This window comes from Flavobacteriales bacterium, assembly GCA_030584065.1.
In the GTDB taxonomy this organism is placed as follows: Bacteria; Bacteroidota; Bacteroidia; order Flavobacteriales_F; family PHOS-HE28; genus PHOS-HE28.
In genome coordinates, this window is the sequence record CP129489.1 from 2,314,819 (window position 1) to 2,329,393 (window position 14,575).

The following is a 14,575-nucleotide window of genomic DNA, read 5'->3' on the forward strand; positions in this document are numbered from 1 at the left end:
CCGGCCACCGCGGCGGAGCTCAGCTCATCACCTTGGCGAGCAGCTCGCGCAGCAGCTCGCCCTGGTCGGCGCCGTCGCCGCCCACGCCCTTGCTGCGCAGGTCGCACTGGCGCAGGTGCCGCTGGATCTCGGCGAGCTTGGGCAGCGGGTAGTTGCGCGCCTGTGCCACGTAGTCCTTCACGAAGTAGGGGTTCACCTTCAGCGCGGCGGCCAGCTCCTGCTGGGTGCCGCCCTGTGAGGCATGCACCACCGCCAGCTTGCTGAAGTAGCCGTTGAGGATGCCGAGCGTGACCACCAGCGGATAATCCTTCGGGTCCGATGCGAAGTGCTGGGCGATGCGCAGGGCCTTCGCCGTGTTCCGCGTACCGATGGCATTCTGCAGCTCGAAGACGTTGTACTCCTTGCTGATGCCCACGAAGCGCTGGATGACCTCGCTGGTGATGGCGCCGCCCTCCTCGGTCACCAGGCAGAGCTTCTCCACTTCCTTCACGGCCTTGGCCAGGTCGCTGCCCAGGTGGCTGGCCAGCAGCTGCGCCTCGTTCGCGCCCAGGCGGCGCTTGTGGTTCTTGGCGAAGCTCACGAGCACCTCGGGGACCTTGTCATCGCGCACCTTGTCGCTGGTGAGCACCGCTCCGCCGCCTTTCTGCGCCGCCTTCAGGATGCCCTTGCGCCCGTCGATCTTCTTGTGCTTGTAGCAGAGCACGAGCACCGTGGTGGGCGTGGGCTTGGCCAGGTAGGGCTCCAGCTTCTCCACCTGGTCGATGCGCCAGGCCTGGAGCTCGCGCACCACCACCAGCTGGCGCTCGGCCATCATGGGGTAGCGCAGGCAGGTGTCCTTCACCTGGTCGGGGTCCACGTCGCGGGCGTAGAGGATGCTCTGGTTGAAGTCCCGCTCGTGGTCCTGCAGCGCCAGCCGTTCGATCTCCTCCGCCACGCGGTCGATGAAGAAGGCCTCCTCGCCGTGCAGCACGTACACCGGACGGAACTTCCCGGCGCGCACGTCGAGCATCAGCTTCTTGTATTCATCCACGCTGCTCATTCGAAGCGCAGGTGCTTCACGGATGCCCCCTTGTTGATGATCTCGCGCAGGCTCTCCACGCCCACGCGCACATGGGTCTCCACGAAGGAGCCGGTCACCTTGGCGTCGCTTGCGCTGGTCTTCACGCCCCAAGGCACCATGGGCTGGTCGCTCACCAGCAGCAGCGCTCCGGTGGGGATGCTGTTGGCGAAGCCGGTCATGAAGAGGGTGGCCGTCTCCATGTCGATCGCCATGCAGCGCAGTGCGCGCAGGTGCTCCTTGAAGGCCTCGTCGTGCTCCCACACGCGCCGGTTGGTGGTGTACACCGTCCCGCTCCAGTAGTCCAGCTCCATGTCGCGGATCACGTGGCTCACCGCGCGATGGATCATGAAGCTGGGCAGCGCCGGCACCTCCGGGGGGAAGTAGTCGTTGCTGGTGCCCTCGCCCCGGATGGCCGCGATGGGCAGGATGAGGTCGCCCAGCTGGTTCTTCTTCTTCAGACCGCCGCACTTGCCCAGGAAGAGCACCGCCTTCGGGTCGATTGCGCTCAGCAGGTCCATGAGCGTGGCCGCATTGGGGCTGCCCATGCCGAAGTTGATCATCACCATGTCCTCCGACACGGCCACCTTCATGGCCTTGTCCTTCACCGGGACCACGGCCCCGGTGAGCTGGCAGAAGAGGTCGAGGTAGTTGTCGAAGTTGGTGAGCAGGATGTGGGGCTTGAAGTCGACCAGCTCCAGTCCGGTGTAGCGGGGCAGCCAGTTGCCGACGATCTCTTGCTTGGTACGCACTTTTGCGGGATGGGCGATACGGGACTGCCGGCATTGGCACTGCCCGACCACGGGGTCAAAACTAGGCATGTCGCCGAAGGGTGGCAGGCCTTCGACCCCATCCGTCGGCGATGGGTGGCCCTGCTGCCCGAGGAATGGGTGCGCCAGCACTTCATCAACTTCCTGCTGCGCGACAAGGGCTGCCCGGCCTCGCTGGTGAGCGTGGAGCGGCCGCTGGTGCTCAATGAGCTGGCCAAGCGCGCCGATATCCTGGTGCATGCCGCCGATGGCCGGCCGGTGGCGCTGGTGGAGTGCAAGGCCCCCGGCGTGCGCATCACCCAGGCCGTCTTCGAGCAGGCCGCGCGCTACAACCAGGTGCTGCAGGTGCCCTGGCTCATCGTCACCAACGGGCTGCGGCACTACTGCTGCCGCATCGACCGTTCCAAGGGTGGCGTGGAATTCGTCGTGGATATCCCCGACCATGCCGGGCTTTGCGCCTCCTGAGGGCCAGTACCTTCGTGCCATGCCGCCCCGTTACGTCCTGCTCATCGCCCTGGCCTCCGCCTCCATCGCCACTGCCCAGCAGCGGGTGAAGATGGACCTTGTCCTCGAACACCGCCTGAGTCAGGCCGACGAGGCCGGCGCCATGATGGACCTCTTCATCCACGGGAGCCCGGGCGCCGTGGAGGCCGCCGTGCGCGCGCACGGCGGATCGGTGAAGATGAGCACGGGCCGCATCACCAGCGCCCGCGTTCCGGCGGCCAACGTGCGCGCCCTGTCCGCCAGCCCTTCCATTGAGCGGTTCGAATGGAGCGCCGACCCGGGCCGACTGCTCAGCGACAGCATGCGGGTGAAAGCGCGCGTGAATCAGGTGCATGCCGGCCTGGCGCCGCTTCCCCAGGGCTATGACGGCACGGGGGTGGTGATGGGCTTCATCGACGACGGCCTGGGCATCGACCACCCCGATTTCCAGCGGCCTGACGGCACCACGCGCGTGCTGCATTACTGGGACCAGGGCTATGCCGGTGCCGGAGCGCCGCCGGAATTCGGCTATGGCAGCGAATGGAGCAAGGCGCAGATCGATGCCGGGCAGCTCCTCAGCAACTTCAGCGGCTCGGTGCACGGGAGCACCGTGGCCAGCAACGGCGCAGGCGATGGCAGCGCCAACGGCCGCCATAAGGGCGTGGCGCCGGGCGCCGACCTGATCGTCGTGAAATACAGCACCGCGGGCGGCGGCGAATTCCGCGCACGCGTGGCCGATGCGGTGAAGTACATCTTCGACCGTGCCGACGCCACGGGCATGCCCGCGGTGGTGAATGCCAGCCTCGGCACCTACAGCGGCTCGCACGACGGCCGGGATGCCGCGGCTCAGCTCATCGACAGCCTCATCGCAGCGCGGCGCGGCCGATTCCTGGTGTGCGCTGGCGGCAACGCGGGGAGCCAGTTCCCCTTCCACCTGCGGCACACGGCGGATGCCGACACCGGCTTCACCTGGTTCACCACCAACGCGAACGGCGCCCCCTACAACCTCTTCCCCTACCCCAACCTGTTCTTCGAGGCCTGGGCCGACATCGCCGACTTCCAGGGCGCGCGGTACGCCATCGGTGCCGACCGCGTGGTCCCGAGCCTGCAGTTCCGGGGGCGCACCGCCTTCCACGACCTGGCGGAGAACCTGGGGCAGGTGATCACCGAGCCGCTGGTGAGCCAGAGCGGAAGCACGCTCGGGATCGTGGAGTTCCTCGCCCTGCCGCGCGGCGAACAAGTGCAGCTGCAGGTGCGCATCGCCTCGCCCGATTCCGCCGGCTACCTGTGGCGCTTCATGACCACCGGCAGCGGCCGCTGCGACATCTGGTCCCTCACCACGGTGACCGCCACGAGCAACGTCATCGGCCCCGTACTCGCAGCGCCGCTCGGCCTCCCCTTCCCAACGCCTGCGGAGTATCCTGCCATGGCGCACTACGTGAGGCCGGACAGCCTCTATCACATCGTGGACAGCTGGGCCTGCTCGCCCCGCACCCTCACCACCGCCAATTACTGGAACCAGAACGAGTACCAGCCTTGCGCGGGCGACTACATCAATGCGCCCATCCTGCCCTACACCATCAGCAGCAACAGCAGCCTGGGGCCCACGCGCGACGACCGGTACAAGCCGGACATCAGCGCGCCGGGCGATGTGACCCTGGCGGCCGCGCCCATGGCCATCATCAACGATTGGTCCGTGACCAATGCCGACAAGATGGATGAGTTCTGCATGCATGTGCGCAACGGCGGCACCAGCATGGCCTCGCCCGTGGTGGCCGGCGTGGCGGCGCTCTACCTGCAGAAATGCCCCAATGCCGATTGGCAGCAGATCCGCGAAGCCATCCTCGGAACCGCGTGGGGCGATGCGCTCACCGGCCCGCTGCCCAACGTCACCTTCGGGCACGGACGCGTGCATGCCTTCAACGCACTCATCGGATCCAACCTTCCGCCGGTGACGATCACCGCCACCGCGAATGAGATGTGCTCGAACGCCAGCGTGCAGGTGAGCGCTCCCGCCGGCTATGAGGCCTACCTCTGGAGCAACGGTTCCACCGACAATCCCACCAGCTACACCGGCAACGGGCCCCTCACCGTCACGGCCACGGCATCTCCGGGCTGCGCGCAGAGCAATGCCCTCGCCTTCACCGTGCTGCCGGCGCCGCCAACCCCGGTGATCACGGCGGATGGCTCGCTGCTCACCAGCAGCGCCGGGCCCGGTTACCAATGGTACCTCAACGGCGCTCCGCTCGGCGGGGCCGTGGGCGCCACCTGGTGGGCCACCCAGCCCGGCGACTACACCGTGGAGCATGTGGCAGCGAACGGCTGCAGCGCGATGAGCGCGCCGGTCACCATCGTCACCGTAGGCATGGAGGACCGCGCAGCAAGCGGTGGATTCGCGGCCTGGCCTTCGCCCACCACGGGTGCCATCACCGTGCAGGTCCCGGGTTCACCCGGCGGGGCAGCAACGGTGGAGCTCTACGACGCCGATGGGCGCCTGCGCGTGCGGGAGGGCTTCACGGGCACCGCGCAGATGCTGGTGGAGGCCACTTCGCTCCCTGCCGGCGCATACACCCTTGTGGTGACCCGTGGCGACGCGCGTTGGACCTCGCGCATCGTGCGCTTGCCCTAGGCATCAGAACGAGGGGCAGCCGATCACCCGGCCGCGCACGGTACGTGCGCGATGGATGAACGGGAAGCGGCTGGAGACCTGGTACCGCGCCCTTCGGCGCGGAGGCGCTGGCACGGCGCCGTCCTTCTCCATCCAGCAGCGATCCGCTGAGGGGGCCATCTCCGTTGGACGCATGCGCGACCCGCTCCCCTCCCCGCCCGGTGCCTGCTCCGTGGGCACAGGCGTCACAGGGATGGGCTGGGCCGCCGCCGTGGAGAGCGTGAGGGCGGCCAGCACCGCCATGGCACCGCGCAACAGCTCGCGCGGCCCCTCGTTCAACGGCATCAGGTCGCCCTGCACCTGCTCGATCCGGAACCGGCCGCAGCCATCGGGGCTGTCGGAGAACCACGCCTTGAGTTCGGCATCGCTGCGCTCGGTGAAGTCGATCACCGGCTTGGCGCAAATGGCGCAGAACCGATCGCGGCCGAGCGGCTCCATCTCCTCCCAGGGCTGGGAGCAGGTCACCTTCATCCCGTGCAGGGGCTTGCGCATCGGTCCATGCCGCATGCACTGATGACGCGAGGCGGGCAACAGGGATGCCTGCCGCTGTCAATGCACGCGCTCGCCATCCACGAAGGTGGCCGTCACCCTGGCCAAGCGCAGCGCATCCGCTGGGGCCCGCTCCAGGTCGGCATTCACCACGGTGATGTCGGCCCGTTTGCCGACCTCCAGGGTGCCCAGATCGCCCTCCTGCATGGCAGCGATCGCATTCCAGATGGTCATGCCGCGCAACGCATCCAGCCGCGAGAGCGCCTGCTCGGTGCGGTAGCCGCCCTCCGGCCAGCCATCGGCGCCCTGGCGCAGCACCGCGCTGCGGAATGTCTGCAGCGGATCGATGCCCTCCACCGGGAAATCGGTGCCTAGCGCCAGCAGCCCCATCGTCCTGCGGAGGTCCTCGTAGGCGTAGGCATCAGCGATGCGCTGAGGCCCGAGTCGCTCGATGGCCCAGGGGCCGTCGCTGGTGGCGTGCGTGGGCTGAACGCTGGGGATGATGCTGTAGCGGGCGAAGAGCGGACGGTCGGCCGCGCTCACCACCTGGGCATGCTCGATTCGCCAGCGCAGGTCGTTGGTGCCGCCCAGCACCTCGGCGTACACATCGAGGAGCAGCTTGTTGGCGCTGTCGCCGATGCAGTGCGTGTTCATCTGGAAGCCATGCTCCTTGCACCACCGGGCCACGTGCAGGAAGTGGTCGCGGGAGGCCAGCTGCAGGCCATGGTGGCCGGGCTGGTCATGGTAGGGCTCCTTGAGCAGGGCGCCGCGCGAGCCCAGGGCGCCATCGGCATACACCTTCACGCTGCGCACGGCAAGGCGGTCGGTGAGGATCGGCCCGCTGCGCGCGAACGCCTCAAGCCACGGGGCCGAATCGGAGACCATGGCGTAGACGCGCATCTTCAGCGCGCCCTCCTCCTGCATGCGCTGGATCAGGCGGATCGTGCCGGGATCGAGGCCCGCATCACAAACCATGGTCAGGCCGAGGCTGAAGCAATCGCGCTGGGCATCGAGCAGCGCCGCGCGCTTGATGGCCTCATCGGCCTGTTCCATGATGGGCTGGAACACGTTCACCGCATTGTCGATGAGCACGCCGGTGAATCGGCCGTCGCGCTTCACCATCAACCCTCCCTCCACGCTATTCGCCGGGTCGACGCCCACGGCGCGCAGGGCCGCATCGTTCACCACGGCGGCGTGGCCATCGATGCGCTGCATGAGCACGGGCCTGTCGGGGAAGAGCGCGTTCAACGCGGCGTTGTCCGGGTACTCCTTCACCGGCCAGTCGTTCTGGTCCCAGCCGCGGCCCAGGATCCATCCCGCTCCGGGATGGGCTTTCGCATAGGCCTCGATCCGCGCCACGGCCTCCTGCCAATCGCCCACCCCCTGGAGGTCCACCTTCTGCTTGTTGAGGCCGTAGCCATAGAAGTGGCAATGCCCATCGATGAATCCGGGATAGACATGCTGCCCCCCTGCATTGAAGATCTCCTTGGCGCGGTAGCGGTTGCGGATCTGGTGCTCCGGACCGAGCTCGATGATGCGCCCGTCCTTCACGGCCATGGCCTGGTGCACGCTTCCGGCCTCGTCGAGCGCATGGATGACCGCGTTGTGCACCACGAGGTCGGCCTCACGGTCCTTGTGCGCGCAGGCGGTGGCGAGGAATGCAGCGAGCAAGGGGGCGAAGAGCCGTGCAGGGGTCATGCGGAGAGCAGGGGTTTGAGCCGCGGCCAGCGGGCCAGCGCGCGGCGATGGTCGAAGGCGAGCAGGGCGGCCACCAGCAGGAAGGGCAGCAGCGGCGCCCGGTAGCGCACCAGAGCGCCCATGATGGGCGTGGTCCAGCCGATGACGCAGGCCAGCACGAAGCCGTATCCGGCCAGCGCGAGCAGGAGGGGCCGGTCGATGCCGCTCCAGGGAAGCCGGTACTGCAGCAGCGCCGCAAGCACGGCCAGTACCACGATGTTCTCGGCTGCGGACGCAAGGCCGAGCGCCCCGCCGCCGCCATGGGCGACCGGCCCGGCGAGCGTGATCCACAGGGCATACGGGATGGTGCGCACGAAGGAAAGCGCATCAGGCTGCAGCAGCGGCGGCATCACGAAGCTGCCCGAGCGCGTCTCGAGCGCAAGGCCGATGAAGTCGCGCTGCTTCCAGGTGATCACCTCAAGGATGTCGAAGCCGGGGATGAAGCGCTGCGCATTGAGGCCGGCGGCGATGAAGGCGGCGTAGACGACGGCCATCTTCAGCAGGGGCCGCCGACCACCGGTCAGGCGGGCCCAGGCCAGGAAGGCCAGCGCTGGCACCATGCTGAGCAGCACGTAGAACTTCAGGTGGTAGAGCAGCGCCATGGCGGCACCGAGCATCAGCGCCCCGGCCACCGTGGCACGGCCATCCAGCATGCGCAGCACCTGCCACACCAGAATGCCAAGGCCGAAGAAGAGGAGGCTCTCCTTGATGACGCCGCTGGCCCAGAAGAGGACGGAAGGCAGCCCGAACAGGGCGATGGCCAGCGCGCGCTCACGGCCCGCGAGGCGCCCCACGAAGGCGCGGTAGAGGCCCAGGGTTCCGGTGAGCGAAAGGAAGGCCGCCGCCACCGTGTGCACATGGAAGTGGCCGAAGCTGAACAGCCGCACCACGGCGTTGAAGCGGATCACGGTGTGGGCATCGTTGTGCAGGTTGCTCTCCCACTGCCGGTACCAGTTGTTCATGCGCTGGTAGTACTGCTCATCGAACCACGGGGTATCGTTGTCCACGCTGAAGAGCATGCGCAGGTAATCGCCGGGGCGCTCGGGCAGTGCGCTGAAGAGCACGGCGCTGTCGTCGAAATACTTGAAGACATCGGCCGTGGCGCGGTCGGTGTAGACATAGGTGTAGACCGCCCAGAGGGCCGTGCCGGCGGCCACCTTCAGCAGGAAGAGCGCCGCCACCCCCCGCATGGACAGGCCCGGCACACGGGCATAGAACGGCATGCGCCGCATGGCGAAGAGCAGCAGCGAGGCATAAGCGACGGCGAGCAGCGCACCGGGCATGGCGCGAAGGTCGCCATCCCGCGCCTCACAGGTGCTTGAGCGCCTCGCGGACGCTCAGGGCCGAGAGCCGGTGGTGCGCCACGAACCGGCGCACCGCATCCGGGTCGGTGGCCGCCAGTTCGCGGAGCGCCCACCCGATGGCTTTGCGGATGAAGAAGTCCGGGTGGGCGGCATGGCGGCCGATGCATCTGAAGAGCAGCGCCTGGTCCGTTCCGCCCTTCCAGCGGTTCTGGAAGATGATGGCCGTGCGGATGAGCCACCGGTTGTCGCTCGCGGCCCAGCGCGCGCACCATTCCGCGCGCGCCTCCGGATGCCGCTTGAGGATGGCGCCCGCCACATGGATCGCGAGCCCATCCACCGTGTCCCACCAGCTCTTGGTGGTCACCAGCTCCTCCACCAGCGGCAGGTGCTCCAAGCCGAGGCGCTTGGCATCGCGCATCAGCAGGTCAACGGCGGTCTGATGCAGCTCGCGCTGCGGGCAGTCGAAGGCCGAGCGGACGATGGCCGGCAGCTCACCCAGCGGCGGAGGGCCCAGCTTGGCGATATGCGCCTTCAGGATTGCCCGGCGTGCCGGGGCCTTGATGCCGAAGAAGGGGGCGATGCCCTTCATGTAGGCCTCCATCGGCAGGGCGTCGACCGGATTCGCGTGGCGGGCGAACGCGCCGTGCAGGGGAGCGATCCAGGGATGCATGGGAACGGCCCCCGCGAAGATGCACCGCCACAGGCCTCACGGCCAACTGACCGGCACCGCCACCTCGTTGCGCCGTGCCACCAGCTGCCAGGGCGGATCGTAGCCCAGGAAACGGGCCGGGCCGATCGGCACGAGGCCGGCGGCCGCCGTGGACCTGAGCAGCTCCCCGGTCATCCCAGTGATCCGCGCCTCATCGGCGAAGCCGCCGAAACGGAGCACGGCCACCACCTCCTCAGGGACGTTCCGCAGCTGCACGGCCCGGTCATTGGGTGCCGGCAGACTGTCCATGCTGAGGCCTTCGGGCATGATGAAGCGCATGCGGGCGCTGTCGGGATCCAGCTGCATGTGCACCGGGGCCGTCATCGCGATGCTCGCGCCGTCCGCATTGCCGCCGAAGATGTAACCCGCCAAGGTGCGGAAGGAGGGATTGGCGACCTGCTTGTAGGTGCCGCCCGGCCTTACCGTCTCTGCCGCCAAGGCGGCGGGGTAATGCCTCACTTCCAGCGCTCCGATGGTCCGCAGCACGGTGTAGGGCTGCTGCGGCGTGCGCTTGGTGCCGGCCACGGTCCAGGCCTGCAGGCCGGCGAAGAGGACCACGGCACCGATGACGATGTACATGAGCTTGCGCATGTATTCCCACCTGAACGCTTGAGACGCTGCGCTGTTCAGCCCCTATTGCTCGGCCCGGCCGAAGTAGCCCCGGCCGACCGTCTGATTGAACACGCTGATGAACAGCGCGATGTAGCTCAGGTAGAACAACGATTGGATGGACACCACCAGCTTGCCCAGGCCTGTGACCGGATAGTACTCGCCGAAGCCGATGGTACTGGTAATGACGAAGCTCAGGTAGACCGCATCGGTCCATGCGGCCATCGGCTGATTGAAGTGATTGCCGGCCATATGGATCACAGCGAAGCCGAAGACCACCTCCATGTAGTTGATGAAGATGGGCAGCTTGGAACGCCGGTAGGACCGCGGGGAGGGCAACGCATCGGAGGCGAAGATCATGGTGGGGATGTAGAGGAGGGTCTCCGTCATCAGCCAGACCACCGCCCACAGGACCGCCGCATGCGACCACCAGCCCTGCCAAAGGACCGCCAGCGGGAAAGCGGTCTTCAGCAGCACATAGCACTCGATGGCCAGGTCCTGCACCAAGGCCCCTCTCCGCCAGAAGAGGTGCTTGATGTAGGCGCCGGGGAACAGGAACTGCGATGCCGCCAGCATGAGCCGCAAGGCTTTCTCCAGGCCCGCATCCAGTTCATAGGCATTGTCCCAGATGGCCACTACGTTCTCCCAGCGCCGCCCCAAGGTGCTGTGCCGGTCCTACACCTGCGGGTGACCCCTTCCCAATAGCAGCTTCCGTACGGTCTGTCGCATGCTTCAAGGCGCTTACGACCGAAAAGTATCCCGGAACGGACCTGCATGGACTGACGAAGCGCACCGGCTAACTTCACCCTCCCAAACCGACCGCCATGATCCGATCCTTGCTGCTGACTGCCTGCCTGTTGACCTTGGGCAGCAGCCTTGCCCAGTACTGCTCCCCGACCTTCGCCAATGGGTGCTTCAACTGGCGCAACCTGGCCGTGACCCTGGGCACCATCAACTGGACCGCGGGCAGCGACTGCTACGTGAGCGACTTCACCGCGTTGAGCACAGCTGTCACCCCCGGCGTGCCCGAGCCCATGACCGTCACCAGCGGCAATTGGACCGGTTGCGCGGTGTGGATCGACCTGAACGACGACCTGGCCTTCTCCGCCGATGAGAACCTCTACCACGCCTACGTTGGCGGGGACCCCGGCTATACCTACAGCTTCAACCTCACCGTGCCTGAATCCGCCCCGGCAGGCAGCCACCGCATGCGGGTGATCGCCGGCTGGGGGAGCGACGGCTTCACTGAGGGGAGCGCGAACGGCTTCGGCTCCTGCGGCACCTTCCAGTACGGCAACTTCAATGACTTCACCGTGGTGGTAACGGGCTCTTCGGGCATGGCCGCCGCGCACGCCCTGCCCTTGAAGGTGGCGCCCAACCCGGCCACGGACCGCCTCGATGTGCGGCTCCCCGACGGCAGCCGCGCGGTGCGCGCGCACCTGGTGGCGGCAGATGGCCGAAGCGTGCGTCAGCTCCTGTCAACGCCGTCTGACGGGCGGCTGGCAATCGATCTCACCGGCGTGGCGCGCGGCGCATACCTGCTTCAAGTGGAAACGGACCGTGGGGTGCACACGGCCCGCGTGACGAAGGACTGAGGCCTCAGCCGTCCGGCCCCACCCGCACGAGGTTCGCCAGCAAGGCGTTCACCAGCACATCCACATCGCTGGCGGCGATGACCCGGGTGGCGCCGTGCAGGAAGCCATCCCGCTCCATGCGGTGCATCTGCTGCAGGAGCCCATCGTAGAAGCCGTTCACGTTGAGCAGCCCCATAGGCTTGGCGTGCAGGCCCAGCTGCCGCCACGTGAGCAGCTCGAAGAGCTCATCCATGGTGCCGAAACCGCCGGGCAGGGCGATCACCGCCTGGCTGCGGCGGTGCATCACCATCTTCCGCTCGTGCATGTCGGTCACGGTGATCAGCTCGGTCACGCGGTCGTGCGCCAGCTCACGCCCGGCCATGAAGCCGGGAATGACGCCCACCACCTCGCCGCCGGCCTCCATTGCCGCATCGGCCACCGCTCCCATCAGGCCCACGTGCCCTCCTCCATATACGATGCCCATGCCGCGCTGGGCCAAGGTGCGGCCCACGGTGCGCGCAGATTCCATGTACACGGCATCATGGCCGGTGCTGGCCCCGCAGAAGACAGCGATGTGGAGCATGCGGTGAAGGTAACCGGGTGCACCGACGGCCGCAGGCCATGCGGCCACGGCTCCCGGCACGTGAGGATCACTCCTTGATGAACCGCGTGACTTCACCGTTGCTGCCGCGCAACAGGTACACGCCGGGCTTCAAGTCCTGAGGGGACAACGTGCTGGTATTGCTGTAGGTGCGCAGCCAAGCACCACGGCTGTCGTACAGATCCCCCTGGAACGGCTGCGTCAGGTACAGGACATCCGTGCAGGGGTTCGGCCAGGCATGCTGCGCTTCGACGCCCAGATCGGTGATGGACGTGCTGAAGTCGCCGTTGACGCGCGCCACCCTGTTGCGGCCAATGCCATCGTACCTGTAGAAGCTGCCGGCGATGTACACGCTGCCATCCTCCTGGAGCAGGAGCGCGAAAATGACGTTGTTGGCCGCAAGGCCCACCTGATAGCTCCCATCGAACGCTCCATTCGGGAGCAACCGCACGAAGGCAGTTTGCTGACTACCGCCAACGCTATTGAAATCGCCTCCGGCGATGATCCGACCATCGGGTTGCAGCTCCATCCGATAAATGATCCCCTGGTTCGGATTGGAAATGTCGAACCCCGTATCGAGTGCCCCATTGATGCCGAGCCGGGCCAAGCACCGGCGGGTGGTGGCACCCATTTGAGAGAAACCGCCGCAGACCAAGATCGTACTGTCCGGCTGAACGATCACATCGTGGATGGTGGAGTTGGAAGCCGGCGCTTGGAAGCTCAGGTCCACCGTGCCGTCGAGCAAAAGGCGCGCGATGTCCGTGCGGTTCACGCTATTGATGCTGGTGAAGTTGCCGCCCACCAGCAGCCGGCCATCGTAGTCGAAGGTCAGTGCCTGCACATCACCGTTCACACCCGATCCGGCGAAGGTGGCATCCAGGCTGCCATCGCTGTTCAAGCGGGCAATACCGCGCTTGTTCACACCGGCCACCTGTTGGAAGAACCCGCCCACCAGGATCTTTCCATCGGGCTGTAACAAGAGGATGTGTGCATTGTCCGAGAGGCCGGCACCAGGATCGAAGCTCACGTCCAGGCTGCCATCGGGCATAAGCCGGGCGATGCGGTTGCGCGGCACACCGTTGAAGCGGGTGAAGAACCCGGCCACCACAACGCGGCCGTCCGGCTGGATGGCCACGGCCCGCACATCTTCGTTGAAGCCTTCGCCCGTATCGAAGCTCGGATCGATGGTGCCATCGGGCCACACGCGGCACAGCCCGCGCCGGGTCACTCCGTTGTACTTGGCGAACTCACCGCCCACCAGGATGCGGCCATCGGGCAGCCGGGCCAAGGCATAGGCGACCCCGTTCAAGCCGGTGTTGGGCATGAACGAGGTATCCACCGCACCATTCGCGAACGCGTTGATGATCCGCAGTTGAAAGTGCCCGTTGTACATGATGTGATCACCACCCAGCAGGAAGTGCCCATCCGGGGCCACGTGGAAGGCGAAACCCGTGTTGCTCAACCCATCCACCGGCACGAAGGTGTTGTCCACCACACCGTTCGCCTGGAGCCGCACCAAGCGCTGCCAGGGCTGGTTGTTGAAGCTGGTGAAGACACCGGTCACCAGCACTTTGCCATCGGGCTGCAGCGCCACGGCGATAACGTCATTCTCCGCGCCAGTGCCGGGCTGGAAGGAGGTGTCCACGCTGCCGGTGGCATTGAGGCGCGCGATGCGCCTGCGGTTGGCGCCATTGAACTGAGTGAAGCTGCCGCCAATGATGATCTTGCCATCGGGCTGCAAGGCCATGGTGGTGACGACGTTGCTGAACGTGGGGCCGCTGCCTGTGCTGAACGTGTTATCGACGGCTCCGGAGGCCAGCAGGCGCACCACGCCCCGGGCATTGGACCCGTTCACCGTCTGGAACGACCCACTGACCAAGAGCTTTCCATCGGGCTGCAACACCATGTCGGAGATGCCATCGGAAGGACCGGTGCCCACGTTGAAGGATGGGTCCAAGGTCCCGTCCGCGTTGAGCCGCGCCAAGCGGACGGCACTGGAGCCGGAGACCGTGGTGAACCAACCGCCGATGAGCACCTTGCCGTTCGCCAGCGGAATGGCCTTCTCCACATTGGCACTGGGACCTTCACCGGGATCGAAGGATGGATCGATGGAGCCGTCGGGGAATAGCATGGCCACACACCTGCGCGGCACGCCATTGATCGACTGGAAGCCCCCAGCCACCAGGATCCGCCCATCCTGGAGCACCGCGATGCTCGTCACTATTCCGCTGGCACCGGTGCCGATGTTGAAGCCCGTATCGGGTGTACCATCCGCATTGAGCCGGATAAGCCGGTTCGCGGTCACATCGCCGAACGTGACGAATTCGCCTCCCACGAGCACCTTGCCATCGGGCTGCTCCACCACAGTGAACACCGTGCTATTGAATCCATCACCGTGCTTGAAGCCCAAGTCTCCAGGATTGAAGCTGAGGTCGAGCGTGCCGGGCTGGGCCGAAGCGTGGAATGGCGCAACAAGAATGGCGACGAGCGTGAGCAGCGGTTTGCGCATGGTAGGATCTATGACAGTATCAAAGATGTGCGAGGCCAAGCGCTGGAACAACGCGAGGAAGGCGG

The 14,575-nt window shown here is 66.6% G+C and carries 13 protein-coding genes; 3 read left to right on the plus strand and 10 right to left on the minus strand.

Features of this window, described 5'->3' with window-relative positions:
- Positions 1-19: 19 nt before the first annotated feature.
- Both holA and QY325_09765 read right to left on the minus strand, forming a co-directional pair.
- Positions 20-1,039, minus strand: a complete 1,020-nt coding sequence (gene holA / locus QY325_09760; GenBank protein ID WKZ65048.1) for a DNA polymerase III subunit delta — start codon at positions 1,037-1,039, stop codon at positions 20-22.
- Entirely contained in the window at positions 1,036-1,809 is a 774-nt protein-coding gene (locus QY325_09765) for an AMP nucleosidase (GenBank protein WKZ65049.1), read from the minus strand. The genes holA and QY325_09765 overlap by 4 nt, the downstream gene beginning before the upstream one ends.
- Before the next feature lie 9 nt (positions 1,810-1,818).
- Here QY325_09765 and QY325_09770 point away from each other — a divergent pair, with 9 nt between their 5' ends.
- Both QY325_09770 and QY325_09775 read left to right on the plus strand, forming a co-directional pair.
- Entirely contained in the window at positions 1,819-2,292 is a 474-nt protein-coding gene (locus tag QY325_09770; protein ID WKZ65050.1) for a type I restriction enzyme HsdR N-terminal domain-containing protein, read from the plus strand.
- A 19-nt stretch (positions 2,293-2,311) separates the two neighbouring features.
- The gene (locus QY325_09775; protein ID WKZ65051.1) at positions 2,312-4,939 is read left to right on the plus strand and encodes a S8 family serine peptidase; all 2,628 of its coding nucleotides are present in this window, start codon (positions 2,312-2,314) and stop codon (positions 4,937-4,939) included.
- Positions 4,940-4,942: 3 nt separating this feature from the next.
- On the opposite strand, the gene QY325_09780 is transcribed toward QY325_09775, so the two are convergent.
- Genes QY325_09780 through QY325_09805 form a run of 6 tightly spaced genes read right to left on the minus strand, consistent with a single transcriptional unit; the run spans position 4,943 to position 10,486 of the window.
- Positions 4,943-5,470 (minus strand): hypothetical protein, encoded by a 528-nt coding sequence (locus QY325_09780; GenBank protein WKZ65052.1) that lies wholly within the window; start codon positions 5,468-5,470, stop codon positions 4,943-4,945.
- Between the two features lie 57 nt (positions 5,471-5,527).
- Positions 5,528-7,165: an amidohydrolase gene (locus QY325_09785; GenBank protein ID WKZ65053.1), complete on the minus strand. Its 1,638-nt coding sequence runs from the start codon at positions 7,163-7,165 to the stop codon at positions 5,528-5,530.
- On the minus strand, positions 7,162-8,487 hold the full coding sequence (locus QY325_09790; protein WKZ65054.1) for a hypothetical protein: 1,326 nt from the start codon (positions 8,485-8,487) through the stop codon (positions 7,162-7,164). The genes QY325_09785 and QY325_09790 overlap by 4 nt, the downstream gene beginning before the upstream one ends.
- Before the next feature lie 25 nt (positions 8,488-8,512).
- Complete coding sequence (locus QY325_09795; protein WKZ65055.1) at positions 8,513-9,178, minus strand: DNA alkylation repair protein; 666 nt, start codon at positions 9,176-9,178, stop codon at positions 8,513-8,515.
- Between the two features lie 36 nt (positions 9,179-9,214).
- Entirely contained in the window at positions 9,215-9,808 is a 594-nt protein-coding gene (locus QY325_09800) for a heme-binding protein (GenBank protein WKZ65056.1), read from the minus strand.
- Between the two features lie 42 nt (positions 9,809-9,850).
- On the minus strand, positions 9,851-10,486 hold the full coding sequence (locus QY325_09805) for a potassium channel family protein (protein WKZ65057.1): 636 nt from the start codon (positions 10,484-10,486) through the stop codon (positions 9,851-9,853).
- Positions 10,487-10,650: 164 nt separating this feature from the next.
- Between QY325_09805 and QY325_09810 the strand changes: the two genes are divergently transcribed.
- Positions 10,651-11,421, plus strand: a complete 771-nt coding sequence (locus QY325_09810) for a T9SS type A sorting domain-containing protein (protein ID WKZ65058.1) — start codon at positions 10,651-10,653, stop codon at positions 11,419-11,421.
- Positions 11,422-11,425: 4 nt separating this feature from the next.
- Here the strand turns inward: QY325_09810 and QY325_09815 are convergent, their stop codons facing one another.
- Together QY325_09815 and QY325_09820 are read right to left on the minus strand one after the other, a co-directional pair.
- The gene (locus tag QY325_09815) at positions 11,426-11,983 is read right to left on the minus strand and encodes a TIGR00730 family Rossman fold protein (GenBank protein ID WKZ65059.1); all 558 of its coding nucleotides are present in this window, start codon (positions 11,981-11,983) and stop codon (positions 11,426-11,428) included.
- A gap of 67 nt (positions 11,984-12,050) precedes the next feature.
- Positions 12,051-14,510 (minus strand): hypothetical protein, encoded by a 2,460-nt coding sequence (locus tag QY325_09820; protein ID WKZ65060.1) that lies wholly within the window; start codon positions 14,508-14,510, stop codon positions 12,051-12,053.
- Positions 14,511-14,575 lie beyond the last annotated feature (65 nt).

Coding starts and splice junctions, on each gene's coding strand:
- QY325_09815 (WKZ65059.1), bottom strand. CDS start 11,983: ATGCTCCACATCGCTGTCTTCTGCGGGGCCAGCACCGGCCATGATGCC.
- QY325_09800 (WKZ65056.1), bottom strand. CDS start 9,808: ATGCGCAAGCTCATGTACATCGTCATCGGTGCCGTGGTCCTCTTCGCC.
- QY325_09785 (WKZ65053.1), bottom strand. CDS start 7,165: ATGACCCCTGCACGGCTCTTCGCCCCCTTGCTCGCTGCATTCCTCGCC.
- QY325_09775 (WKZ65051.1), top strand. CDS start 2,312: ATGCCGCCCCGTTACGTCCTGCTCATCGCCCTGGCCTCCGCCTCCATC.
- QY325_09795 (WKZ65055.1), bottom strand. CDS start 9,178: ATGCATCCCTGGATCGCTCCCCTGCACGGCGCGTTCGCCCGCCACGCG.
- QY325_09780 (WKZ65052.1), bottom strand. CDS start 5,470: ATGCGCAAGCCCCTGCACGGGATGAAGGTGACCTGCTCCCAGCCCTGG.
- QY325_09790 (WKZ65054.1), bottom strand. CDS start 8,487: ATGCCCGGTGCGCTGCTCGCCGTCGCTTATGCCTCGCTGCTGCTCTTC.
- holA (WKZ65048.1), bottom strand. CDS start 1,039: ATGAGCAGCGTGGATGAATACAAGAAGCTGATGCTCGACGTGCGCGCC.
- QY325_09810 (WKZ65058.1), top strand. CDS start 10,651: ATGATCCGATCCTTGCTGCTGACTGCCTGCCTGTTGACCTTGGGCAGC.
- QY325_09770 (WKZ65050.1), top strand. CDS start 1,819: ATGGGCGATACGGGACTGCCGGCATTGGCACTGCCCGACCACGGGGTC.
- QY325_09820 (WKZ65060.1), bottom strand. CDS start 14,510: ATGCGCAAACCGCTGCTCACGCTCGTCGCCATTCTTGTTGCGCCATTC.